The organism is Desemzia sp. AGC72, from assembly GCF_057334175.1.
Genome location: NZ_JBHFIG010000001.1, coordinates 1 through 25630 on the forward strand (window position 1 = coordinate 1; position 25630 = coordinate 25630).

A 25630-nucleotide genomic window follows, 5' to 3' on the forward strand; every position below is an offset into this window, starting at 1 on the left:
AAGGCACATTGGTTGACTCTATTTCTCAAAAAAAATACGATAATGTATGAATACCCCTTTAGAACATTTTTAGTCAGTATAGCTTGCAAAAAGAGGCTGCTAAGTTTAAAATCAATTTTAGACAAGCCTAAAACTGATTTTAAGGTTCTTTCTACGAAACATTTAAATACTTAATAATATATGATCTACATTCAAGGAGGAATAAAAGAATATGGTTGAGACTTTTCAATCGTTCAGTCCTGTATTGCAAGCTTTCTTAGCCGGCTTGTTTACTTGGGGCTGTACCATTTTTGGTGCATCTTTTGTGTTTTTATTCAAAGAAGTTAACCGCAAGTTTTTAGACATCATGAACGGCTTTGCAGCTGGCGTTATGATTGCAGCTTCATTTTGGTCTTTACTAGCTCCATCTATTTCGTATGCGGAACAAAACGGCTACGGAACTTGGTCATGGGTTCCAGCAGTAGTAGGGTTTCTAGCAGGTGGACTATTTTTAAGATTGATTGACGTGGTCATCCCCCATTTGCATTTTAATGAGCCTATAGAAAACAGAGAAGGACCTAAAACTAAAGCATCCAAAAACCTGCTTTTGTTTTTAGCTGTTACGATCCACAATATTCCTGAAGGTCTAGCTGTCGGGGTAGCATTTGGAGCAGTTGTTTCCGGAGCTGCTAATGGAGATGCCTTTTTAAGTGCTCTAGGATTAGCTTTAGGTATCGGTATTCAAAATATCCCTGAAGGTTCTGCCTTATCTATGCCGATTCGAGCAGCTGGAAGCAGTCGCTGGAGAGCATTTAACCTTGGTCAGTTATCTGCCATCGTAGAACCGATAGCGGCAGTAATTGGTGCTATCGCAGTTATTACGATGACTGCCATCTTACCATATGCCTTAGCGTTCGCAGCAGGTGCAATGATTTTCGTTGTGGTCGAGCAATTGATTCCTGAATCCCAAACAAACGGCAACAAAGATATCGCTACACTTTCCTTACTAGTAGGATTTAGCGTCATGATGGTTCTGGATGTAGCCTTAGGATAAATTTTAAATATATAGACAAAAAAATACCGTCTCATTAAGAAGTCAATCCTTAATGAGACGGTATTTTTTGATGATTTATACTTTAGCAATTTTTCCTTGTTCCACGTAAACCATTAAAATAGAGATATCTGCTGGATTCACACCACTGATTCGGCTAGCTTGAGCAATCGTTTCTGGTTGAATTTTGATCAACTTTTCTTTTGCTTCATTTGCTAATCCATTGATTGCACGGTAGTCGATATTTTCTGGAATACGTTTGTTTTCCATTCTTTTTTGCTTGTCTACTTTATTAGCAGCTTTTGCAATGTACCCTTCGTATTTTACTTGAATGGAGACTTGTTCTTGTACGTCTTCCGGCAATTCAACATCATTGCCCGCAAATTGCATCAATTCTGAATAACTGATTTCTGGACGACGCAAGAAATCAATCGCTAAGATTCCATCTCTCAATGGAGCATGACCTTTTTCCGTTAAGAAACGTTGGATTTCTTCTGTAGGTTTCAAACGAATTTGACTTAATCGTTCTATTTCTCCTTCGATTTGAGCTTTTTTGATTAAGAATTTGTCATAACGTTCTTTCGTCACCAAACCGATATCGTACCCCATTTGAGTTAAACGCAAGTCTGCATTATCATGACGCAGCAACAATCTATATTCTGCACGAGATGTTAGTAAACGATACGGTTCGTTAGTGCCTTTAGTGACTAAGTCATCGATCATTACTCCGATGTATCCTTCGCTACGTTTCAACACTAGAGGTTCTTTTCCTTGGACTTTCAATGCTGCATTGATTCCAGCCATGATTCCTTGTCCGGCTGCTTCTTCATACCCAGAAGTTCCGTTCATTTGTCCAGCTGTAAATAAATTGTTTACTTTCTTCGTTTCCAATGACGGGCGCAATTGATAAGGCGTCACAACATCATACTCGATTGCATAGCCAGTTCGCATCATACGAGCGTTTTCTAAACCAACGATAGAATGGATGATTTCTTCTTGGACGTCTTCTGGAAGGGAAGTTGACAACCCTTGAACATACACTTCTTCCGTATTGCGTCCTTCTGGTTCTAAGAACAACTGATGACGAGGCTTGTCGCTGAAACGAACAATTTTATCTTCGATTGAAGGACAGTAACGAGCTCCCACTCCTTCAACGATACCAGTAAACATCGGTGCACGATGCAAGTTATTTTGAATGATCTCATGCGTTTTTTCATTCGTGTACGTTAAGAAACAAGACAATTGATCTTTCAAATAAGCTTCATTGGGTGTTTCGTAACTGAAATGATTAGCTTCTTCATCTCCTGGTTGTTCAGAAGTCACACTGTAATCAATTGTTGACGCGTTTACACGAGGAGGAGTTCCTGTTTTGAATCGGTTCAATTCAAAACCATGCTCCAATAGATTTTCTGATAATTTGATCGACGGTTGAGAGTTATTCGGTCCTGAAGAATACTTCAATTCACCAATAATGATTTCCCCGCGAGAAGATGTCCCGGCAGTCAATACTACAGCTCCCGCACGGTAAATAGCACCAGTATTTGTAATGATCCCTTGAACAGTACCATCCTCGATCACTAATTCTTCTGCGATCCCTTGTTTCAAGTCTAAATTTTCTTGTTGTTCGATTGTTTTTTTCATTTCATTTGCATACATGAATTTGTCTGCTTGAGCACGCAATGCTCTAACTGCAGGTCCTTTTGACGTATTCAACATACGCATTTGAATATACGTTTTGTCGATGTTGCGTCCCATTTCTCCACCTAAAGCATCAATCTCACGAACTACGACTCCTTTCGCCGGTCCCCCGATAGACGGATTACATGGCATATAAGCAACCATATCTAAGTTGATCGTAATCAACATAGTCTTTGAACCCATGCGCGCTGCTGCTAAAGCTGCTTCTGATCCTGCGTGTCCAGCTCCTACAACAATGACATCATAATATCCTGCTTCATACTGATTCATCTAAACATCCTCTCTTTGTAAACTGCTCATTCGTTCTTTTTATTCTTTTCTTATTTTCCTAAACAGAATTGAGAAAACAGTTGTGTCAACAATTCATCTTGCACACTATCTCCTGTGATTTCTCCTAACAGATCCCAGCAACGAGTCATATCGATTTGAACAAGGTCGACCGGCATGCCAGATTCCACTCCATCTATCACATCGTCTAACGCTGATTCTGCATCGTTTAATAACGCGATATGGCGCACATTCGATACATAAGTAGCATCTTTTTCGCCAGTATTGCCTGAGAAGAACAAGTCCGCAATTTTACTTTCCAATACATCTACTCCTGATTGAGTCAACACAGATGTCTTAACGATTGCGTCTTTTCCGACTAAGAACTCTAATTCTTCCAAATCTAATTTATTCGGTAAATCCATTTTATTTAAAATGATGATACGGTGGTTTTGATTCGTCGCTTCAATTAACGCTTTATCCTCATCAGTCAAAGGTTCATTTTGATTGAACACCAATAAGATCAAATCTGCGTCTACTAAAGCTTTACGGCTCCGCTCAACTCCGATTTTTTCAATAATGTCTTCTGTTTCGCGGATCCCGGCTGTATCGATCAATCTCAACGGTACACCTTTGACACTGACGTATTCTTCGATAACATCACGTGTCGTTCCGGCAATATCCGTTACGATTGCTTTTTCTTCCCTCAGCAAGTAGTTCAGCAAGCTGGATTTCCCAACATTTGGACGACCAATGATCGCCGTAGCTAAACCTTCTCTTAGAATTTTACCCTGACTGGCTGTTTCCAACAATTGTTGAACAGCAGCTTTAACTTGCTTAGCTTTTTCGATCAGCAAGATAGAAGTCATTTCTTCTACATCATCGTATTCAGGATAATCGATATTTACTTCTACTTGAGCCAGAGTATCTAAGATCTCTGAGCGCAAGTTACGGATCAAATTAGATAGATTTCCATCCAATTGCTGCAAAGCTACATACATTGCTTTATCTGTTTTTGCGCGAATCAAGTCCATAACGGCTTCCGCTTGAGACAAATCGATTCGACCGTTCAGGAAAGCACGTTTTGTAAATTCACCAGGTTCAGCTAAACGAGCGCCATTTTGCAAAACAATCTGCAATACTTGATTCACCGCTAATATCCCGCCATGACAGTTGATTTCAACTACATCTTCTCTGGTAAATGTTTTTGGTGCACGCATGATCGTCACCATTACTTCGTCTACTGTGTCGTTGGTTTTGGGATTCACGATATTCCCATAGTGAATCGTATGACTCGTTTGGTCTGCTAGTTGTTTCGACCCTAATTTGTAAACACGATCTGCAACAGCTATTGCTTCCTCACCGCTTAAACGGACAATACCAATAGCTCCTTCACCAGGAGGCGTTGAAATGGCTGCAATAGTATCAAATTCAAATGACAAACTCGTTCACTCCTTTAATTTTTTGCACGAAAAAAGTGCCCACTCCACCCCTTGATTTGAATTACTCAAATTAGAAATGGATAAAGCACTTTGACTACTTTTTATCCTTGGATAAATATATTTAATTGACTTGCCCGTAGAATCACTTTGTATTCTACATCCTTAAAGCATGATACAAGGTCTCTAACTTTTTGTCAATAAGATTGAAAAAGTTTTTCTCTTTTCTGGTCCAAGTTTTCTTTTTTATTCAAAACCAGTGATAATAAAGGATTTAGCAGCCTAAATGTGCTAAACTAAGAGGGAACGAAAGATTGAGAGGTTAACGAAAATGAATAAATTTAATGAAATTTATTTGGACCTTGAGGCAGCAATTTTAAATCAACGATATAAGCCAGGCGACTTGTTGCCTAGTGAAAACACATTAGCTGCAACTTATAGTGTTTCACGCGAAACGATTCGAAAAGCACTCGTTTTGCTGCTCGAAAGCGGCTATATTCAAAAACAGCAAGGAAAAGGATCCATCGTTTTAGACGTTAAAAGATTTAATTTTCCAGTCTCGGGTTTGACCAGCTATAAAGAGATCCAAGATACTCAACACATCAAAGGCAAAACGATTCTTACAAAAAATGAACGTCAGTTGATGCCTCAGCACATTATCCAGCAATTCAGCCTTCCAACTGATACACAAGTGTATTATATTGAACGCCAACGGCAAGTAAACGGCGAGTCAGTGATCTTAGACAAAGACTACTTGCTTACGTCTATCATCCCTGAAATCCCCGATAAAGAAGCGGAGAATTCATTATACAACTATATTGAGCATACACTAGGCTTAGTTATTGGATACGCTCAAAAAGAGTTTACTGTCGAACCGATCACAAAAGAAGACAAACTACTGATGGATTTGCACAATGACTCTCATGTCGTAGTTGTCAGAAGTTCCGTTTATTTAGAAGACACACGCTTTTTCCAATATACAGAATCAAGACACCGTCTGGACAAATTCCGGTTTGTAGATTTTGCGCGAAGAAGAACTCCATAAAAAAGATAACCCGCTCTTCACTCAACCGTAATTTTTGAGTGACAAACGGGTTTTATACGCAAAAATGCCCCGTGAAAAGTGGACTAAACTCCTCTCTTCACGGGGCATTGCTATACTCTATTTTCCAAACAAATAAGCGACTGTTTCAAAAGCTTGTAAAGTAATGGATGAACCTAATTCTCGTTCTTTTCCGTTACCGATCAAATACTTGCTGCTGCGGTTTTGGAATTCCTCAGGCACTTCAATAGTAACCGGCTCTTCATAGAAATGGTTCAGAACCAGTAATTCTTCACCTTCATACTCACGTACATAAGCGTATACGCTTGGATGATCCATTAAGATCCCTCGGTAGTTTCCTTCAGAAATAACTTTCATTTCCTTGCGCAAAGCAATCAAGCGCTTGTAGTACTCTATTATAGAACCTTCTGACAATTCTTTTTCCACATTGATCTCATGATAATTATCTGCAACTTTCAGCCACGGTTCGCCCGTTGTAAATCCTGCGTGAAGGTCATTCGACCATTGCATCGGAGTACGGCTGTTGTCACGAGATTTTTCTCGAACAATGTTCATGATTTCTTCGTGTCCCAAGCCTTTTTCTTTTAGTTCTTCATAGGCATTGATAGTTTCGACATCAACAAAATCCCTAATATCTGAGTAGTTGGGATTCGTCATCCCGATTTCTTCACCTTGATAGATGTAAGGCGTCCCTCTAAGCAAATGAATCGTTTGAGCTTGCAGTTTAGCTGAAGCTTCAAAATGATTCACAGGATCCCCGAATCGGCTGGTGGCTCTAGGCTGGTCGTGGTTATTCCAGAACAGTGCGTTCCATCCATTCCCTTTAGACATACCTTCTTGCCATTCATCCAATATCTTCTTCAATTCCATAAAATCGTAATCAATCTTAGTCCATTTTTCTCCGTTTTCGTAGTCTACTTTTAAGTGGTGGAAACTGAAGATCATAGACAACTCTTCATTTTCCGGATTAGAATACTGCACTCCATTTGCTACAGTTGTAGAAGACATTTCTCCAACTGTCATAATATTTTCATATCGACCAAACGTGCGTTGATTCAACTCATGCAAAAATTCGTGTGTAATTGGGCGGTCAGTATAACGACCCTTACCAACTCCGTCTTCTGCATCCAATAAAACTTCATCTTTTCCGATCAGGTTGATTACATCAAATCTAAATCCAGTAACGCCTTTTTCCAACCAGAAATTCACAATTTTAAACATTTCTTCGCGTACTTCAGGGTTGCGCCAATCTAAATCGGCTTGAGTCACATCAAAAAGATGAAGGTAATATTGATCTGTATCTCCGAATTTTGCCCACGCTGAACCTCCAAATTTGGAGACCCAGTTCGTAGGTAAACTGCCATCTTCTTTTGCTTTTCTTAAAATATAGTAATCTTGATATTTTTTTTCTCCAGCTAAAGCTTTTTGGAACCATTCATGTTCTGTGGAAGTATGGTTTAATACCATATCCAGCATAAGACCCATGCCATTTTCTTTCGCTTTTGATACCAACTCATCAAAATCAGCCATTGTTCCAAATAACGGGTCTATTTCTGTATAATTTGCAACATCATAACCATTATCGTTTTGTGGTGAAATAAAGAATGGGTTAAGCCATAGCATTTCTACACCTAGTCCTGCTAAATATGGGATTTTTTCAATAATTCCCCTTAGATCCCCTACTCCGTTTCCGTCCGAATCATGGAATGACTTTGGATAGATTTGATAAACGACTTTTTCATGCATGTTACTCACAGAATCCCTGCCTTCTTCTAGTTGATTAATTTTTTATTATGATCCCAATTTAGGTTGTGGTAAATCATCAATACCCATTTTTTGGAATCTCTTATTTTTACTGAATGCAAATGTCAATACGATTGGTACAACGATTGCGATAACCATACAAACCAGGAAAATTCCCCAGTATTGGTTTTGAATAGAAAGAATACCAGGTAGTCCACCAACACCGATAGAGTTTGCAGTTACATTAAAGATTGTTGATACTAGACCAGCAATGCCTGAGCCAATCATAGCTGCAAAGAACGGGTATGCGTATTTGATATTGATACCGAACATAGCAGGCTCAGTAACTCCCAGGTAACAAGAAATAGCAGCTGGAATCGAAATGTCGCGTTCTTCTTTGTTTTTACGATTGATGAAGATGATTGCTACTACAGCAGAACCTTGAGCAATATTAGACAATGCAATCATCGGCCATAAGTTTGTTCCGCCAAAGTCAGCTACCAACTGCAAGTCGATCGCATTCGTCATGTGATGCAATCCGGTAATAACAAGTGGTGCATAGAATGTTCCGAATAGTAGACCGAACAACCAGCTCAGTGAACCTGTTAAACCAGAATATACAATGTTTGAAATCCAGTCGCCAATTTGCCATCCGATTGGTCCTAAAACAGTGTGTGCAATCAATACAGTTGGCACTAGAGCAAACAATGGAACAAAAATCATTGAAATAGCTTGCGGGATGATTTTACGCAGCCCTAACTCCAAGTATGCCAATAAGAACCCTGCCAACATAGCCGGTATAACTTGAGCTTGGTACCCAATCATGTCGATTTGGAAGAATCCAAAGTCCCAGAATGGAATATCAGCTGCTGCTGTTCCCGGTACTGCATACGCGTTCAATAATTGCGGCGATACTAAGGTGATCCCTAATACGATACCAAGAATTTGAGTAGACCCCATTTTCTTAGCAATACTCCATGTGATTCCTACTGGTAAGAAGTGGAAGATCGCTTCACCGATCAGCCATAAGAAAGAGTTTACCCCGTTCCAGAACTGACTGACATTCACAATCGTGTTGTACATGGGTTCCCCGGCTGCATTGACTTGCGGAACACCATCTACTACCATTTGACCAAGCGACTCCATCGGAATAGCTTCTAAAATATTACGGAACCCTAAAATAAGCCCCCCAACAACGATAGCTGGAATAATTGGAGAAAAGACTTCTGCCAACACCGACATTGCACGTTGCAATGGATTTTGGTTTTTCTTACTAGCTTGTTTTACCTCGTCTTTTGATACTCCAGATTTACCAGAGATTTTTTCAAATTCATTGTAAAAAGTTGCTACTTCGTTCCCAATAATGACTTGATATTGTCCTGCTTGAGTAAAAGTTCCTTTTACTGCTGGAATTTTTTCAATCTTTTTGTTATCTGCTTTCGATGGATCATTCAATACGAAACGCATACGTGTTGCACAATGAGTAACGGCTGAAATATTTTCTGGACCACCGATATCTTCCAGCAACTGCTTTGCATCTTGCTTAAAATCTACCATGTTACTTCCTCCTCAAAAAATAATGTAATAAGTGCTTGAGAATATTTACTTGTATATACAAGTTCATTATAGCGCTTTTTTCAATTATTGCAAGCGTTTTAAATAATGGTGTCGTTTTTCACTTCAGGAATCAACAGAAGAACATGAGACAAGCAATTGACGAGACGAAAAAGAACAATAAAAGCTAAATAAAGCATGGCAAACTTCTACTATGGACTAATCTTTCTACCCAACCTCCTTCTTTGATTTAAATGTAGCTTTACAGCTCTCTTTATGCAAAAAAAAAGTCCCAATCAAAGTAAGTTCTTTGATTGGGACAGCTGTTCTTCAAATTTGTTTTTCTGATGGTTCGACCACTAAATAGCGATGAGGCTCTCGACCTTCTGAATGAGTCGTTACCCATGTATCTTGACTCAGATAAAAATGGATGACTTTTCTTTCAAAAGCCGGCATTGGTTCTAAAAATACCGGTTGATTAGTTTCCTTTACTTTGTCAGCTGTTCTTTCTGCTAACCGTTTTAGGATAGCTTCTCGTCGTTCTCGATAATCGCCGATATTCACTATAGCAGCCATTTTTGATTTTGCATGTCTATGGAGTAAAACTTGTGCTAAAGATTGCAATGCATTCAATACTTTTCCATGCTTTCCAATCAGCACTCCAGCTTTTTCAGCGTCTAAATGAAAGACTACTTGTTTATCTTGCTGTTCTACCTTAATGGAAGCAGGAGCACCTAATGTTTCAGCTATATTAGTCAGATAATCAGCTACTAAATCTATAGCTTCTTCATCATTTCTAGTTCCAGCTTCTTCATTGATTATTTCTTCTGCATTTTGTTCAGTCGTTTTGTTTTCTTCCAGATTATGAGAAAAATCAGGTATCTGCGATTCGTCTTCTTCTGCTGGTTCCAGTTCTATTGGTGCAGTAGGAGCTTGTTTTGCTTCAGTCGCAATATGTTTAGTGACCTTTACAACAGCATCTTTTTGACCAAATCCAAGAAACCCTTTCTTTCCTTCTTCAATAACTTCAATGGAAGCTTCTTCTCTCTTCACTCCTAAAGTACGTAAAGCTTTTTCGATTGCTTCTTCAACAGTAGGAGCTTTTGCGGTGTATTTATCCATTTCTATCCTCCGTTCAAAACTGTTAGATATTTATAATGAATGCATAACTGTTTAGAGATTATTTTTTCTTTACATTTCGTTTCGTTTTTTGAGCCAGTTTTAAAGCTCGTTGACGATCTTTTTCACGTTTTCTTTCAGCTTCTTCTTTTTCACGGCGTTCTCTTTTGATCTTGAATGGATTATTCAAAATCAGTGTTTGCAGAACAGAGAATCCATTACTTACTACGAAGTACAAGGATACTGCACTTGGCAAAGAGATACTGATGAATAAGATCATGACCGGCATCATATAAGTCATGATTGCCATAGTAGGATTTGATCCTTCTTGACTCATGCTTGATAATTTAGAAGTTGCCAAAGTTAAAATGGCTGCTAAGACAGGGAAAATAAAGTATGGATCTGGTGATCCCAGATTTGCCCATAGGAAATCTCCCGATCTCAAAACTTCGGTACGACTAATCGCTTGATACAATGCAATCAATACAGGCATTTGAACCAATAACGGTAAACATCCCGCTGCAGGATTGACTCCCGCTTCTTCATATAATTGAGAAGTTGCAGCACGTAATTTTTCTTGTGTTTCAGCATCTTTAGAAGAATGCTCTTCTTGTAAAGCTTTCAGCTGAGGTTGAACATCCGTCATTTTACGACTGCTCTTTGTTTGATAATAAGTAAGAGGCAACAGGATGATTCTAATGATCAAAGTAAAAGCAATGATCCCTATCCCGTAATTTCCGCCTAATAAATTAGACAACCAAATGATAACTTGTGAAAAATTATAGATTATATATCGATCCCAAAAACCTGTACTTTCACTATTTATCGGTCCTGTACCACATGCTGCTAGAACTACTGTTAATGCTAACATCCCTAGTAAAAGAAGTAATCGCTTACGCTTTTTCACGCTTTTTTCCTCCGCTCTTATAAAAAAATTGTTACTTGTCTAACATTTTAGCTAATTTTAGAACGTGAATTAAACTTTTCTTTATTTCACTCATAGACATATCTGCTGTAGGCTTACGCGCTATGATGATGAAATCTTTGTCTGTTCTCAAATCTACTTTCAGCTCTGTAAGGCTTTGACGGATTCGACGTTTGACATAATTTCTCGTCACGGCATTTCCTACTTTTTTTCCAACAGAGATACCTACTCTAAAATGAGGTTGATTTTCTTTAGTTAACACGTAAACAACAAATTGACGATTTGCTGTGGATTTCCCGTGATGAAAGACTTTTTGAAATTCAGCTTCTTTTTTTACACGATACGCTTTCCTCATGATATTCATACCTCATCTTTATAACACTTTTTATTGAATTTTTTTATTAAAAAAAAAATTTGAATTTAAAAAAATAGAAAAAAAAGACCACTGAGACGGTCAGTGATCTTATGCAGACAATACTTTTCTGCCTTTGCGGCGTCTACTTTGCAATACATTACGTCCATTTTTTGTACTCATACGTTTACGGAAACCATGTACTTTTTGACGTTTACGCTTTTTAGGTTGGTAAGTTCTTTTCATGCGTGTTACACCTCCTGAAAAACTATCTTTCTTAAAATGGGTTGGGAATTTATAAAGACAGTCTTGAACATTTTAATGATAAAAACCAGACTTGTCAAGCCACAATCACCCAATCTAAATCATTCACTAAAATATCATACCATAAATATAAAAAACATAAAACAACTTTTTGTTTTTTTCTTATATTTGTCATTTTTTTAAGTTTTTTAGGGATAAAACTAGAAAATGAATTAAATTCTCCCTTTCTTATGACTCTATCATCCCGCCATTGATCAATTGTCTTCCAGTTTAATATGTTATCTAAACTTCAGCTAAGAATAGTGTGGCAGATTTAACAGGTCCAAAAATTTATTTCTTAATAATATAGTAATATTTAAGTTTACATGTTAACTAGTTGATATTTTTTGGCTTCATTTCGATATTCGAACCAATATCAATGGTTTATTCTTCTTTAACAATCACTGCTTTGGTTTGTGTATCAATTAACAACCGGTTGTTTGTTGATACACAAACTTTTTTTTAGTAGAAAGGTTTATTCCATCTTTAAATCTCTATTTAATTTATACTATTAGCCTGACGAAAACTTCCTTTTAACTCCTTAAGTTATCCACAATGTAAATTTGTTATCCCCTTTTCTTTTTCCTGCCTTTTTTTCTATTTTCTTCTCCACTGGCTTTTCCCCTATTTATCCACAAACTAACAAGCTGTTCACCGTTTCTATCCACCCTCTTAGTTTCTCTGTGGATAACTCTTTAATCAATTGGTACATCAACAGTTTTTTTGGATTTTTATCCACAATGGACTTTGGATTAAAAATGGTATTTCAAGTTACCCACATTATTTTTTAGTCTTGTGGATAACTTTATACACTACCTTTGGATATATTTTCAACAGGTGGAAAGTACTTGTGGAAAACTTTTATTTATCGTGCTAAAATAAAACAGACACTCGTAAAAATAGAGTTGAGTGATGATGAATGAATATATCTATAAATTTGCTGGTTCTTTAAAAATAGTTTTCAACAAGCTAAAGAATAGAATTAAGAGGTACATTATCTTACTGAGTACAATTGCGATATAAATACAATTTTTGTCTAACGTTATAAATAAAGGGAGGATTTCGGTTGGATGAATTACATTCTTTATGGAACTACTTAAAAGAAAGATTTAAAGACTCACTTTCTAAAGTAAGTTATGATACTTGGATTGAATCTGCAAATCCTATCAGAGTAACAGATCAGCATTTAATTGTTGAAGTTCCTTCTTCATTGCACAAAGAATATTGGGAAAATAATCTGACAACTAGAATCGTAGAAAATATTTACGAATTTTCCGGTCAAGAATTGTCGCCTATTTTTGTGATAAAAAATGAAGAAGAAGCTATAGCAGCACAAAAAAAATCACCATCTTCAGGAATCGAACAGAAAAATCCATTTAAGAAAAATGCTTTTTTAAACGACAAATATACTTTTGATACATTTGTTATTGGAAAAGGCAATCAGATGGCTCACGCAGCAGCTCTTGTTGTAGCTGAAGAACCAGGAACTATATACAATCCGCTGTTCTTCTATGGAGGGGTTGGATTGGGGAAAACCCATTTGATGCATGCAATCGGGCACCAGATGTTACTATTAAATCCTGATGCTAAGGTGAAATACGTCAGTAGTGAAACCTTTGCGAACGATTTTATCAATTCGATCCAAAATAAAACGCAAGAGAAGTTTCGCCAGGAATATAGAAGTGTTGACTTGTTATTAGTAGATGATATTCAATTTTTTGCAGACAAAGAAGGAACACAAGAAGAATTTTTCCATACTTTCAATGCATTATATGATGATCGAAAACAAATCGTATTAACAAGTGATCGTTTGCCAAATGAGATTCCTAAACTTCAAGAAAGATTGGTATCCCGTTTTGCTTGGGGATTATCAGTTGACATCACGCCGCCAGATCTGGAAACTAGAATCGCGATTTTACGCAAAAAAGCTAATGCAGAAAGGCTCGAAATTCCTGACGATACATTAAGCTACATTGCTGGTCAGATCGATTCGAATATTCGAGAACTTGAAGGAGCATTAGTACGCGTACAAGCTTATGCAGCCATTGAAAGTCGTGAAATCACTACAAGTTTAGCTGCTGATGCATTGAAAAGCATGCTGCCTTCTTCAAAACCAACCACTATTACAATCAAAGATATTCAAGCAGCTGTCAGCAAATACTATCAAATTTCCATGATTGATTTAAAAGGTAAGAAGCGTGTAAAATCTATCGTATTGCCGCGTCAAATCGCGATGTACTTATCAAGAGAGTTGACATCTTCATCTTTACCTAAAATAGGTGCTGAATTTGGTGGGAAAGATCATACGACCGTTATTCATGCTTATGAAAAAATTGCTCAAGCTCTAACAACAAATGATCAATTAAAAAAAGAAATCAGTGAACTTAAAAAAACATTTAGCTGATTGTCCGCTGTGTATAACTCAATAAGTTTTCCCGAAACTTTCCACAGGTTATCAACATGTGGAAAACCTTATGCTTCTAAGCTTATTTTCTGTTTTCCACAATATCAACAAGCCCTACTACTATTACTAAAGTAATTACTCTATTAAAATTAAACAGTCGGAGGTTCAATTTATGAAATTTACAATCAATCGAAGTGCTTTTTTAAACAGCTTGGCTGATGTCCAAAGAGCTATTTCATCCAAAACGACTATTCCTATCCTAACGGGTGTTAAAATAATCGTTAACGATGACGGACTTACATTAACAGGTAGTGATTCGGATATTTCAATCGAAGCATTTATCCCTGTTGAAGATGAAAAAAACCAATTAGAGATAATGAAAACGGGAGGGATTATTTTACAAGCTCGTTTCTTTAATGAAATCGTTCGTAAATTACCAGATGATAAAATGACTATTGAAGTATTAGATCATTTCCAAACATTGATCACATCAGCGTCAGCTTCATTTACGATCAATGGACTAGATCCAAACAATTATCCCCATTTGCCTGTTATTGACAGTAAAGAGTCTTTTGTTTTGAATGTTAATTTATTCAAACAAGTAATCTCTCAAACAGTTATTGCAACATCAACTCATGAAAGCCGCCCAATATTAACTGGTGTTAATATCGTTATTGAAAACAATACATTGTCAGCTGTTGCTACTGATAGTCATCGTTTAAGCCAAAGAATCATTCCTTTGACGATGAGTGAAGAACAAGCACAACAAAAATACAAAATCATTATCCCTGGAAAAAGTTTGATCGAGTTATCAAAAATTCTTGAAGAGGATGCAGAAACTGCAGAAATGATGATTACAGAAAACCAAGTTTTATTTAAAACAGAAAACTTGTATTTCTACACTCGTTTACTGGAAGGTATTTATCCTGAAACTCAGCGATTAATTCCGGATACTAGTTCTACCAGCGTAGTATTTAATGCTACTTCATTGCTGGGATCAATCGAACGTGCCTCATTGTTGTCCCACGAAGGTAAAAATAATGTGGTCAAATTATCTGTTTCAAAAGATAAAGTCGAGATTTCTGGGAACTCTCCTGAAGTTGGAAATGTTCAAGAAGAGATCAACTTCCAATCTTTCCAAGGCGAAGAGATTGAATTATCGTTTAATCCAGATTATATGAAAGACGCACTGCGTACTTTTGGACAATCTGATATTTTAGTGAAATTTACGTCGCCGATCCGCCCATTTGTGATCGTACCTTCTGAAGATGGAAAAGAATTTGTTCAGTTGATTACACCTGTACGAACATTTTAAAAACTAACAGCAAAAAAACACTGTTTGAGACAATTCCTCTCAAACAGTGTTTTTTTGTGCAAGTGGTTTTATATAGGCAAATTTTCCGTTTCTAGCTATTTTTATGCTTTTTGGCGATTTCCATCGTTTTTAATAAAAATCGAAAGAAACGTGCTTATTTTAAGATAAATTTGTAAAATACTTAAAAAAAGAGTATAATAGTAGTAAGACATTAAGAGATATGCGTGGATTTTTACGTTCCACGCTTATTTTATTGAAAAGCAGGTGAAACGATGAAAGAAACAATTTTAATAGACGGAGATTTTATTACACTTGGTCAATTGTTAAAAAACGTTGACATCATTTCCAGTGGAGGTATGGCGAAGCATTTTTTAGCTGAAAATACCGTATATCTGGACAATGAATTGGAAGATCGCAGAGGAAAAAAAGTTTATCCAGGATCTGTCGTTGAAGTTCCGGGAGAAGGCACTTACTTTATCCAAAAAGAAACTTCAGAGGACACATCTGAGGAAACGCGCTAATGTTCATAAAAGATATGAAACTGACTAATTACCGCAATTACCAAGAGGCTGAAGTACAATTTTCAGATGGTATCAATGTTTTTTTAGGGGAAAACGCCCAAGGAAAAACCAACTTGATGGAAGCTATCTATGTTCTGGCCATGGCTAGAAGTCATCGAACTTCCAGTGATAAAGAATTGATACAATGGGAAAAAGATTTTGCGAAAATCAGCGGGAGAGTTCAAAAGAAAAATTCTTCTTTTCCGCTGGAAATTGTATTGTCTAAAAAAGGGAAACAAGCTCGATTAAACCATTTAGAACAAAAGAAATTGAGTTCTTATATTGGAAATTTAAATGTGATTTTATTTGCTCCAGAAGATTTGTCGTTGGTAAAAGGCTCGCCTTCTGTACGAAGAAAATTTGTAGATATGGAATTAGGTCAAATGAGTCCGGTGTATCTTCATCATTTAGTAGAGTATCAGCATGTTTTAAAATCTCGAAATTTATATTTGAAACAACTCAGTATGAAACAAGCTTCTGACTTAACATTTTTAGAGGTGTTAACTGAACAAGTGGCAGCCCATGGTGCTTCGATTTTAGCGGAGCGTTTTTTATTTGTGGAGCAATTGCAAAACTGGGCACAGCCTATCCACCAAGAAATCTCTAAGCAAAAAGAGGTATTAGAGATTCAGTACCATTCTAATATTCAGTTAGATGATCCTACCAATAAAGATTCTAATTATTTGAATCTAATGGACGCCTATAAAACAAATAAAACTAGAGAATTGGAACAGCGTACGACACTCACTGGACCTCATCGAGATGATTTGAAATTTTATGTGAATGAAAGAAATGTGCAAACTTATGGATCTCAAGGTCAGCAGCGTACCACAGCTCTCAGTGTAAAATTGGCAGAAATCAATTTGATGCAAGAAATGACCGGTGAGTATCCAGTGCTGCTATTGGATGATGTTTTATCAGAGTTGGATGACAGCAGACAAACACATTTATTAAAGGCGATTCAAAATAAAGTCCAAACTTTTTTAACGACCACAAGTCTAGACGGCATTGAGAAAAACCTTATCGAAGCTCCAAGAGTATTTAACATTGATTACGGACAAGTAGAAATGGAGAGTGAATAAGAGTGGCAGAGGAAACAAGAAGCAGAGATGATTTAGCGAAAGATTACAATGCGAGTCAAATTCAGGTATTAGAGGGGCTAGAAGCCGTACGTAAACGTCCCGGGATGTACATCGGCTCAACGAGCAGCGAAGGATTGCATCACTTAGTATGGGAAATCGTAGACAACTCAATTGATGAAGCTTTAGCTGGATTTGCTGATCAAATCAGCGTCACGATAGAAGTTGATGAAAGTATCACAGTTGAAGATAATGGACGTGGGATTCCAGTCGATATTCAAGAAAAAACTGGACGTCCTGCTGTTGAAACAGTATTTACGATCTTGCATGCTGGAGGGAAATTCGGCGGCGGAGGATACAAAGTTTCCGGCGGACTTCATGGGGTAGGATCGTCTGTAGTTAATGCGTTATCTTCAGCTTTAGACGTATATATTCACAAAGATAGAAAAAAATATCATTTATCATTTGCAAGAGGAAAAGTCACGAGTGAACTAGAAGTAGTTGGCGAAACAGATCGTCATGGGACTACTGTTCACTTCACGCCAGATCCTCAAATTTTTAAGGAAACTACTACTTTTGATTTTAATAAATTAGCTGTTCGTGTCCGGGAATTAGCATTCTTGAACCGCGGATTATTTATTTCGATCGAAGATAAACGTAATCCTGAACAAGAAAAACTTGAGTATTTTTACGAAGGCGGAATCAAGAGTTATGTTGAGTTTTTAAATGAAAACAAAGAAGTTTTATATCCTGAGCCTATTTTCTTAGAAGGCGAGCAGGATGGGATCACTGTTGAAGTAGCTATGCAGCATACAGATGGATATCATTCTAATCTGATGAGTTTTGCAAATAATATTCATACTTACGAAGGTGGAACTCACGAATCTGGGTTTAAAACAGCGTTAACTCGTGTAGTGAATGACTATGCGCGTAAAAATAAATTGATGAAAGACAACGAAGACAACTTAAGCGGAGATGACGTGAGAGAAGGCTTGACGGTTGTCGTTTCGATCAAACATCCGGATCCTCAATTTGAAGGACAAACAAAGACCAAATTAGGAAACTCTGAAGCGCGTACCATTACAGACCGCTTGTTCTCAACACACTTTGACCGGTTCTTGATGGAAAACCCTCAAGTTGCTAAAAAAATCGTGGACAAAGGGTTGCTTGCTGCAAAAGCACGTTTAGCAGCTAAACGCGCGCGCGAAGTAACACGTAAGAAGAGCGGATTAGAGATCAGTAATTTACCAGGCAAATTAGCAGACTGCTCAAGCAAAAATCCAGAGATCAGCGAATTGTTTATTGTTGAGGGAGATTCAGCTGGAGGTTCTGCGAAACAAGGCCGTTCACGTATTTTCCAAGCTATTTTACCGATTCGTGGGAAAATATTGAACGTTGAAAAAGCTTCATTAGACCGTATTTTAGCAAACGAAGAGATTCGTTCATTATTTACAGCTATGGGGACTGGTTTTGGAGAAGAATTTGATGTTGCTAAAGCTCGTTACCATAAATTAGTTATCATGACTGATGCGGACGTCGACGGAGCCCACATCCGGACATTGTTATTAACATTGTTCTATCGTTTCATGCGTCCAGTTGTTGAAGCGGGGTATGTCTATATCGCTCAACCTCCTTTATACCAAGTAAAACAAGGTAAAAAAGTGGCTTATTTAGATAGTGATGAAGAGTTGGAAAACTATTTGGCAAGTATTCCGGCAAGTCCTAGACCAGGTATCCAACGATACAAAGGTTTGGGAGAAATGGATGCTGAACAATTATGGGATACAACAATGAACCCAGAAAATAGAAGAATGCTGCGTGTAACGGTTGAAGATGCAGCAGATGCAGATAAAGTATTAGATATGTTAATGGGAGACCGCGTAGAACCAAGACGAGAATTTATTGAAGATAACGCTAAGTATGTTCAAAACTTAGACATTTAATCAAGGAGGATGAAAAAAATTGGTAGAAAATCAATATGATGGAAAAGTAGAAGACATTAATCTATCGAAAGAGATGCGTAAGTCTTTCCTTGATTATGCGATGAGTGTTATCGTAGCCAGAGCATTACCAGATGTTCGTGATGGATTAAAACCAGTACACCGCCGTATTTTATACGGAATGAGCGAACTGGGGGTAACGCCGGATAAAGCTTATAAAAAATCGGCTCGTATTGTAGGGGACGTTATGGGGAAATACCATCCGCATGGGGATAGCGCGATTTATGAATCAATGGTTCGGATGTCTCAAGACTTTAGTTACCGTACTCCTTTAGTAGATGGACATGGAAACTTCGGTTCTGTCGATGGTGATGGGGCGGCAGCTATGCGTTATACAGAAGCTCGATTGTCTAAAGTTGCTATGGAGATGCTGCGTGACTTGAATAAAGACACCGTTGATTTTATCGATAATTATGATGGATCAGAACGCGAACCTGAGATCTTGCCGGCTCGTTTTCCAAACTTGCTGGTAAATGGTGCAACAGGGATTGCAGTTGGTATGGCGACGAATATCCCGCCGCATAACTTAGCAGAAATTATATCAGCATTACAAATATTAATGGACAACTCTGAAGCTACAACAGCTGATTTGATGGAAGTTGTTCCAGGTCCCGATTTTCCAACAGGTGGATTGGTTATAGGGAAATCCGGTATCAGAAAAGCTTATGAAACTGGTAAAGGTTCGATTACTTTACGAGCTAAAGTAGATATCGAAATATTGAAAAACGGAAAAGAACGCATCATTGTTTCTGAAATTCCTTACATGGTAAATAAAGCGAGATTAGTAGCGAAGATTGCTGAATTAGCTCGTGATAAACGATTAGAAGGTATTACAGATCTAGGTGACGAGTCTGACCGTGACGGAATGCGTATCGTTATTGATGTGCGCAGAGATGTCAGTGCTAGTGTAGTTTTAAATAACTTGTACAAAATGACTTCTTTACAAACCTCTTTTGGATTCAATATGCTTGCTATTGTTAACGGAGAACCTAAAGTATTAGGTTTGAAGAGCATTCTGGAAGAATATTTAAAACATCAAGAAGTCGTTATCCGCAGAAGAACGGCTTTTGATAAACGAAAAGCAGAAGCAAGAGCTCATATTTTAGAAGGTTTGAGAATCGCGTTAGATCATATTGATGAGATCATCGCTATTATCCGTGGTTCACAAACAGCCGATTTAGCTAAAGAAACATTGATCAGTCGTTTTGGACTATCTGAAAAACAAGCTCAAGCTATTTTAGATATGCGTATGGTTCGTTTAACTGGTTTGGAACGTGAAAAAATCGAAGGTGAATACTTAGACTTATCTGCTTTAATTGCAGATTTGACTGATATATTGGCTAGACCTGAACGAGTTCACCAAATTATTAAAGAAGAGCTGGCTGAAGTCCAAGAAAAACATGGAGATGCACGCCGTACTGAACTATTGGTCGGAGAGTTGTTAAGTATTGAAGATGAGGACTTGATTGAGGAAGAAAACGTTGTGATTACATTGACGAATAAAGGATATGTAAAACGTTTGGCAAGTTCTGAATTCAAAATCCAAAACCGAGGCGGTCGAGGCGTTCAAGGTATGGGTGTAAACGACGATGATTTTATTGAAACATTGGTTTCGTGTTCAACACATGATACTTTGCTGTTCTTTACCAATAAAGGAAAAGTGTATCGTTCTAAAGCTTATGAAATTCCAGAATACGGGCGTACAGCTAAAGGTATCCCAGCTATCAATTTACTGGGAATAGATTCCGGTGAAAGCATCCAAGCTGTCATAAACGTTCGAGGAAAAGCTGAAGAAGGTCTATACCTATTCTTTACGACTCGAAAAGGAACAGTTAAGAGAACATCTGTTACTGAATTTGCAAATATCCGCAGCAACGGCTTGAGAGCTATCTCATTGAATGAAGATGATGAATTGATGAAAGTATCAGTAACGGATGGAAAACAAAATATCATTATTGGAACACACGAAGGATTAGCTGTCAGTTTCCATGAAAGTAAAGTAAGAAATATGGGACGTACAGCAAGAGGTGTGCGTGGTATCCGTGTAGCAGAAAATGATTTTGTTGTAGGAATGGATCTGCTGAAAGATAATTCTGAAGTATTGATCATTACTGAAAATGGATATGGTAAACGTACAGCTGCAAGCGAATATGCGATTCGTGGACGTGGAGGAAAAGGTGTTAAAACAGCTAATATTACAGAGAAAAATGGTAAATTAGTTGGATTGACTACTGTTAATGGAGAAGAAGACATCATGTTGATCACGAATTCTGGAATTATTATTCGTATAGGCGCAGGAACGATTTCTCAAACTGGTCGAGCAACATTAGGTGTTCGTCTAATGCGTTTAGCAGAAGGCGTCTTAGTTTCTTCAATGGCTAAAGTAGATCCAGAAGAAGAGGAAGAAGTAATTTCTGAATTGAATACAGATACTGAGGTTAGTCCAGAAGCTGCTGATACAGTTGAAATAGAAGTAGAAGATGCAGAAATTATCAATGAAATTGATAACGAAACAGAAGACTAATGGATCGTTAAAGATTAATTATTGACCACAGTAATTGTTAGGAAATTGAATAGATGCAAAAAGGTACTGGAGGAAAATTCCAGTACCTTTTTTTGACAAAAATAAAAAAATAAACATTCCAACAAAAATATTGACAATCTGTAAAAAAAACTATATACTAATTAGACGTGAGTAATCTACTCGTTAGAATACTCTCCTTGCTCTTTTTGCAAAAAAAAGAGCCAAAGTCCACAAGGAGGTGACAGTCAAGATGAGTCAAACAGCAAAATACGAAATTTTATACATTATCCGTCCTAATATCGATGAGGCTGAAAAAACAGCTTTAGTAGAACGCTTCGATAACATTTTAAAAGATAATGGTGCTGAGGTAACAGAATCTAAAGACTGGGCGAAACGTCGTTTAGCATACGAAATTAAAGGTTACAGAGAAGGTTTATACCGTCTCGTACATTTAACTTCTACAGATGCAGCGGCTATCAATGAATTTGATCGCTTAGCTAAGATTAATGAAAATATCTTACGCCATATGATCGTTAGAGAAGACGACTAATTTAATTGTTTCACGTGAAACAATTCGAAGGGAGCGGATGTAGTGATTAATAATGTTGTGTTAGTTGGAAGATTGACTAAAGATGCAGATTTACGATATACGTCTAATGGAACTGCTGTTGCTTCTTTTACAGTAGCTGTTAATAGACAATTCACTAATCAAAGTGGAGAACGCGAAGCAGACTTCATCAACTGTGTTGCTTGGAGAAAAACTGCTGAAACGTTAGCTAATTTCACTAAAAAAGGATCATTAGTTGGTGTAGAGGGTCGTATTCAAACACGGTCTTACGACAATCAACAAGGTCAAAAAGTTTATGTTACTGAAGTAGTAGTAGATAATTTTTCAATGCTTGAACCGAAATCTGTTACAGATCAACGACGAGTAGAGGATAATGGATCAACACCTGCTTCTAATAACTTTAATTCTTTTAATACTAATCAGAATAAATCACAATCCCAACAAACTCCTGCAAAAGACTATCAAAACTTTGGAAGCTCTGATCCTTTTGAATCAAGCGGACAACCTATTGATATCTCTGATGATGATTTACCGTTCTAATAATCGATAATTAAAGGAGGAAATGAAATGGCTCAACAACGCAGAGGCGGGAAAAAACGCCGTAAAGTTGATTTCTTTGCTGCTAATCACATTGAAAAAGTAGATTACAAAGATGTCGAACTTCTAAAAAGATTTATCTCAGAACGTGGTAAAATTTTACCTCGTCGTGTTACTGGAACATATGCTAAAAACCAACGTAAGTTGACTAAAGCTATCAAACGTGCACGTGTTATGGGATTATTACCATTCGTCACAGCTGAATAAAAAAAACTGTATTCAAAGACCGTGAGCTTACACCTTCACGGTCTTTTTAATTTTTGTAGGATTTTCAAATGTTTCATGTGAAACATTTAAGCTTTAATTCAAATACAAATAGTGTTTTACAACAAGCGAATTGAGATCGTAAAAGAGCAGCAGGTTGATTTCTAGAAGGCTTAGACTCCGTGGAGACTTTGGAAACGTTCTAGTATCTTAATTAGATAAATGGTAGAATAGAATGGAACGATAATCAGAGATGAAAAGGAAAAGGAGTTATAAATGAAAAGCAAACTAACAGATGAAAAACTCCCTCAATTTTTAAGAAACGAGAACATTAAGATGTCTGTAGGGATTTTGGTCTTAATGCAATTGGTTATTATTTTGTTAGGGTTTTTTTCTAATATCAGCATTGGGCTTGTGATGCTTATTATTTTTCTTGTTTTCTTATCTTTGCTTTATGTGTTTTCGCAAAGAATGATTGAAAAAATCAATAAGTATATTGAAGATCTTTCCTATCGTATTAAACGTGGGGAGCAGGAAGCATTAATCAAAATGCCTATTGGTATTATTCTATTTGATGAAGAGTATAAAGTTCAATGGACAAACCCATATTTTCAATCCCATATAGGATATCAAGAAGAAGTACTAGGGAAGAAGATTGAAGAAATCGATGTAGAATTGAACCAATTGATCCAAAAAAGTTATGCAGACAATGCATCCACTATCGTGTGGGGAGATAAGAGTTATCGAATTATTATTCAAGAAGACATCAAAGTGATTTATTTGATGGATATTTCTGAATATAGTCAAATCAAGAAAAGGTACCAAGATGAAAAATTTGTTTTAGGCAATATTTTTGTGGATAACTATGATGAAATCGTACAAGGAATGACAGATAGAAACATATCCAGTATCAATACCTTTATTACTACTCAACTATCTAATTGGGCGAAGCAACATAAAATTTACTTGAAGCGTGTTTCTGAAGATCGTTTTATCGTATTTATGCACCGTAAATCTTTAGAACGCATGGAAAAAGAAAATTTTAGTATACTCGATCAGATACGAGAAAAAACGTCTAAACAAAATATCCCATTAACGTTGAGTATTGGAGTTGCTTATACTGAAGCAGATAAAGAGGATGAAAATTTGGATGAATTAGCCAGCTTGGCTCAAAGCAATTTAGATTTAGCTTTAGGTCGTGGGGGAGATCAAGCAGTAATCAAATCTCTTTCAGGTGAAATGCGGTATTACGGCGGGAAAACAAATCCAATGGAAAAGAGAACGCGTGTTCGTTCCCGTATGATTAGTCAAGCTTTGCAAGAGTTAATGAAACAAGCTGACCAAGTAGTTATTATGGGGCATGTAAATCCAGATATGGATGCTATAGGTTCTGCTTTAGGAATTAGGCGAATTGCTCAAATGAATAATAAGGAAGCTTGGGTAGTTGTCGAACCTAAACAATACAGTCATGATATTGGAAAATTGTTAGAAGTAATAGAAACAGATAATCAAATTAGCCGCTATATTATTACACCTGAAGTTGCTGAAGAAATGATGACTGAAAATACGCTTATTATTCTTGTCGATTTCCATCGACCATCTATGGCAATTGCTCCGAGTTTATTAAAGCATAAAAATAGAGTAGTTGTTATTGACCACCATCGACGAGGAGAAGAATTTCCACATAATCCAGCATTGGTTTATATAGAGCCTTACGCTTCGTCGACAGCGGAATTGGTCACAGAGTTATTTGAATATCAATCTCAAGAAGCAGAGGCGATAACTAAGCTTGAAGCTACAGCTATGCTGGGTGGAATCGTAGTAGATACAAAGAGTTTTTCTTTACGTACAGGATCTAGAACATTTGATGCTGCAAGTTACCTTCGTTCGTGCGGAGCAGATGCTGTACTCATTCAACGATTATTAAAAGAAGATGCTGATACGTATTTGATGCGCAGTCATCTGATAGAATCAATGGAATTTGTCACAGACAATATAGCAGTTGTTACTGGAGAAGAAAACAAAAAGTATGATACAGTAGTAGCAGCGCAAACTGCGGATACGATGCTTTCTATGACTAATGTAGATGCTGCTTTCGTTGTCTTCAAACGACAAGATGATCGTGTAGGCATCAGTGCTCGAAGCTTAGGTGAAATAAATGTTCAAGTGATCATGGAAGAATTAGGCGGCGGGGGGCACTTATCTAATGCGGCTACTCAATTAGAAAATATTTTAGTCAGTGAAGCAAAAACTTTACTTCATGAAGCTATATTAGCTCATTATTCGACCAAGGAGGATGTAACAATATGAAAGTAATTTTTCTGCAAGATGTTAAAGGAAAAGGAAAAAAAGGAGAAGTAAAAGAAGTTCCGAATGGATATGCTTCTAACTTTCTTTTCAAAAAGGGATTGGCTAAAGAAGCAACTCCTTCTAGTGTAAGTGAATTAAAAGGGAAGAAAAAAGCTCAAGAAAAACAAGAAGCTGAAGTTTTAGAGGAAGCAAAAGAGTTGAAAGTTTTTCTAGAAAAAGAAGAGAACGCTATTGAGATTAAATCAAAAGCAGCTGATGATGGACGTTTATTTGGATCAGTAACAACAAAACAAATTGCTTCTGCAGCTAAAAGCCAGCTGAATGTTGAATTAGATAAAAGAAAGATCGAATTAAATGTTCCGATGCGTTCGCTGGGAACTCAAACAATGGACGTTAAAATCCATCCTGAAGTTGTAGCAGAAATCACTGTTCGAGTAGTACCTGAATAAGAAACGGAATAAATAATTGTAAGACTAAGCTAGCCTAAATCATATTTTGGCTAGCTTAGTTTGTCTTGTGGCAAAATAGTTAAGTTGTAAAAAAAAACTGAACAAGTGTTCGCTGTATTAAATTGTA

Annotated in this window: 21 protein-coding genes; 13 read left to right on the forward strand and 8 right to left on the reverse strand. The window is 37.1% G+C overall.

Annotated elements, in window-relative coordinates:
• Positions 1-211 precede the first annotated feature (211 nt).
• Positions 212-1033: a ZIP family metal transporter gene (locus tag ACE025_RS00005; RefSeq protein WP_485936183.1), complete on the forward strand. Its 822-nt coding sequence runs from the start codon at positions 212-214 to the stop codon at positions 1031-1033.
• 75 nt (positions 1034-1108) lie between these two features.
• On the opposite strand, the gene mnmG is transcribed toward ACE025_RS00005, so the two are convergent.
• Together mnmG and mnmE are read right to left on the reverse strand one after the other, a co-directional pair.
• A complete protein-coding gene (gene mnmG / locus ACE025_RS00010; RefSeq protein ID WP_485936185.1) occupies positions 1109-2998 on the reverse strand; it encodes a tRNA uridine-5-carboxymethylaminomethyl(34) synthesis enzyme MnmG in 1890 nt (629 codons plus the stop codon).
• A gap of 50 nt (positions 2999-3048) precedes the next feature.
• Positions 3049-4437 carry a tRNA uridine-5-carboxymethylaminomethyl(34) synthesis GTPase MnmE gene (gene mnmE, locus ACE025_RS00015; RefSeq protein WP_485936187.1) on the reverse strand — a complete coding sequence of 463 codons (1389 nt, stop codon included), beginning with the start codon at positions 4435-4437 and terminating at the stop codon, positions 3049-3051.
• 328 nt (positions 4438-4765) lie between these two features.
• Here mnmE and treR point away from each other — a divergent pair, with 328 nt between their 5' ends.
• Positions 4766-5479, forward strand: a complete 714-nt coding sequence (gene treR, locus ACE025_RS00020; RefSeq protein ID WP_485936189.1) for a trehalose operon repressor — start codon at positions 4766-4768, stop codon at positions 5477-5479.
• A 117-nt stretch (positions 5480-5596) separates the two neighbouring features.
• Here treR and treC read toward each other — a convergent pair whose 3' ends face one another.
• The 6 genes from treC to rpmH form a co-directional block, all read right to left on the reverse strand.
• Complete coding sequence (gene treC, locus ACE025_RS00025; protein ID WP_485936191.1) at positions 5597-7252, reverse strand: alpha,alpha-phosphotrehalase; 1656 nt, start codon at positions 7250-7252, stop codon at positions 5597-5599.
• A 36-nt stretch (positions 7253-7288) separates the two neighbouring features.
• The gene (treP, locus tag ACE025_RS00030) at positions 7289-8797 is read right to left on the reverse strand and encodes a PTS system trehalose-specific EIIBC component (protein WP_485936193.1); all 1509 of its coding nucleotides are present in this window, start codon (positions 8795-8797) and stop codon (positions 7289-7291) included.
• A gap of 327 nt (positions 8798-9124) precedes the next feature.
• Positions 9125-9916 carry an RNA-binding cell elongation regulator Jag/EloR gene (gene jag / locus ACE025_RS00035; RefSeq protein WP_485936195.1) on the reverse strand — a complete coding sequence of 264 codons (792 nt, stop codon included), beginning with the start codon at positions 9914-9916 and terminating at the stop codon, positions 9125-9127.
• A gap of 58 nt (positions 9917-9974) precedes the next feature.
• Complete coding sequence (gene yidC, locus ACE025_RS00040) at positions 9975-10820, reverse strand: membrane protein insertase YidC (protein WP_485936197.1); 846 nt, start codon at positions 10818-10820, stop codon at positions 9975-9977.
• A gap of 31 nt (positions 10821-10851) precedes the next feature.
• A complete protein-coding gene (gene rnpA, locus ACE025_RS00045) occupies positions 10852-11193 on the reverse strand; it encodes a ribonuclease P protein component (protein WP_485936199.1) in 342 nt (113 codons plus the stop codon).
• 108 nt (positions 11194-11301) lie between these two features.
• Positions 11302-11436 (reverse strand): 50S ribosomal protein L34, encoded by a 135-nt coding sequence (gene rpmH / locus ACE025_RS00050; RefSeq protein ID WP_007725519.1) that lies wholly within the window; start codon positions 11434-11436, stop codon positions 11302-11304.
• A 1123-nt stretch (positions 11437-12559) separates the two neighbouring features.
• On the opposite strand from rpmH, the gene dnaA reads away from it, so the two are divergent.
• The 11 genes from dnaA (at position 12560) to rplI (ending at position 25503) form a co-directional block, all read left to right on the forward strand.
• Positions 12560-13897: a chromosomal replication initiator protein DnaA gene (gene dnaA / locus ACE025_RS00055; protein ID WP_485936201.1), complete on the forward strand. Its 1338-nt coding sequence runs from the start codon at positions 12560-12562 to the stop codon at positions 13895-13897.
• 172 nt (positions 13898-14069) lie between these two features.
• Complete coding sequence (dnaN, locus tag ACE025_RS00060) at positions 14070-15212, forward strand: DNA polymerase III subunit beta (protein WP_485936203.1); 1143 nt, start codon at positions 14070-14072, stop codon at positions 15210-15212.
• A 272-nt stretch (positions 15213-15484) separates the two neighbouring features.
• A complete protein-coding gene (yaaA, locus tag ACE025_RS00065; protein ID WP_485936205.1) occupies positions 15485-15733 on the forward strand; it encodes a S4 domain-containing protein YaaA in 249 nt (82 codons plus the stop codon).
• Positions 15733-16854, forward strand: coding sequence for a DNA replication/repair protein RecF (recF, locus tag ACE025_RS00070; protein ID WP_485936207.1), 1122 nt, complete (start codon positions 15733-15735; stop codon positions 16852-16854). Before yaaA ends, recF begins: the two co-directional genes overlap by 1 nt.
• Before the next feature lie 2 nt (positions 16855-16856).
• Positions 16857-18794 carry a DNA topoisomerase (ATP-hydrolyzing) subunit B gene (gyrB, locus tag ACE025_RS00075; RefSeq protein ID WP_485936209.1) on the forward strand — a complete coding sequence of 646 codons (1938 nt, stop codon included), beginning with the start codon at positions 16857-16859 and terminating at the stop codon, positions 18792-18794.
• A gap of 73 nt (positions 18795-18867) precedes the next feature.
• Entirely contained in the window at positions 18868-21375 is a 2508-nt protein-coding gene (gene gyrA, locus ACE025_RS00080) for a DNA gyrase subunit A (RefSeq protein ID WP_485936750.1), read from the forward strand.
• Between the two features lie 250 nt (positions 21376-21625).
• A complete protein-coding gene (gene rpsF / locus ACE025_RS00085) occupies positions 21626-21925 on the forward strand; it encodes a 30S ribosomal protein S6 (protein ID WP_485936211.1) in 300 nt (99 codons plus the stop codon).
• Positions 21926-21967: 42 nt separating this feature from the next.
• Positions 21968-22483: a single-stranded DNA-binding protein gene (ssb, locus tag ACE025_RS00090; protein WP_485936213.1), complete on the forward strand. Its 516-nt coding sequence runs from the start codon at positions 21968-21970 to the stop codon at positions 22481-22483.
• Positions 22484-22510: 27 nt separating this feature from the next.
• Complete coding sequence (gene rpsR, locus ACE025_RS00095; protein ID WP_485936215.1) at positions 22511-22747, forward strand: 30S ribosomal protein S18; 237 nt, start codon at positions 22511-22513, stop codon at positions 22745-22747.
• 273 nt (positions 22748-23020) lie between these two features.
• Positions 23021-25054 carry a DHH family phosphoesterase gene (locus ACE025_RS00100; protein WP_485936217.1) on the forward strand — a complete coding sequence of 678 codons (2034 nt, stop codon included), beginning with the start codon at positions 23021-23023 and terminating at the stop codon, positions 25052-25054.
• Positions 25051-25503: a 50S ribosomal protein L9 gene (rplI, locus tag ACE025_RS00105; RefSeq protein WP_485936219.1), complete on the forward strand. Its 453-nt coding sequence runs from the start codon at positions 25051-25053 to the stop codon at positions 25501-25503. The genes ACE025_RS00100 and rplI overlap by 4 nt, the downstream gene beginning before the upstream one ends.
• Positions 25504-25630 lie beyond the last annotated feature (127 nt).

Excerpts from the sequence above, each read along its gene's own strand:
- ACE025_RS00005 (WP_485936183.1), top strand. The coding sequence starts at position 212 with ATGGTTGAGACTTTTCAATCGTTCAGTCCTGTATTGCAAGCTTTCTTA.
- mnmG (WP_485936185.1), bottom strand. The coding sequence starts at position 2,998 with ATGAATCAGTATGAAGCAGGATATTATGATGTCATTGTTGTAGGAGCT.
- treR (WP_485936189.1), top strand. The coding sequence starts at position 4,766 with ATGAATAAATTTAATGAAATTTATTTGGACCTTGAGGCAGCAATTTTA.
- treP (WP_485936193.1), bottom strand. The coding sequence starts at position 8,797 with ATGGTAGATTTTAAGCAAGATGCAAAGCAGTTGCTGGAAGATATCGGT.
- jag (WP_485936195.1), bottom strand. The coding sequence starts at position 9,916 with ATGGATAAATACACCGCAAAAGCTCCTACTGTTGAAGAAGCAATCGAA.
- rnpA (WP_485936199.1), bottom strand. The coding sequence starts at position 11,193 with ATGAGGAAAGCGTATCGTGTAAAAAAAGAAGCTGAATTTCAAAAAGTC.
- rpmH (WP_007725519.1), bottom strand. The coding sequence starts at position 11,436 with ATGAAAAGAACTTACCAACCTAAAAAGCGTAAACGTCAAAAAGTACAT.
- dnaN (WP_485936203.1), top strand. The coding sequence starts at position 14,070 with ATGAAATTTACAATCAATCGAAGTGCTTTTTTAAACAGCTTGGCTGAT.
- yaaA (WP_485936205.1), top strand. The coding sequence starts at position 15,485 with ATGAAAGAAACAATTTTAATAGACGGAGATTTTATTACACTTGGTCAA.
- recF (WP_485936207.1), top strand. The coding sequence starts at position 15,733 with ATGTTCATAAAAGATATGAAACTGACTAATTACCGCAATTACCAAGAG.
- gyrA (WP_485936750.1), top strand. The coding sequence starts at position 18,868 with ATGCGTAAGTCTTTCCTTGATTATGCGATGAGTGTTATCGTAGCCAGA.
- rpsF (WP_485936211.1), top strand. The coding sequence starts at position 21,626 with ATGAGTCAAACAGCAAAATACGAAATTTTATACATTATCCGTCCTAAT.
- rpsR (WP_485936215.1), top strand. The coding sequence starts at position 22,511 with ATGGCTCAACAACGCAGAGGCGGGAAAAAACGCCGTAAAGTTGATTTC.
- ACE025_RS00100 (WP_485936217.1), top strand. The coding sequence starts at position 23,021 with ATGAAAAGCAAACTAACAGATGAAAAACTCCCTCAATTTTTAAGAAAC.
- rplI (WP_485936219.1), top strand. The coding sequence starts at position 25,051 with ATGAAAGTAATTTTTCTGCAAGATGTTAAAGGAAAAGGAAAAAAAGGA.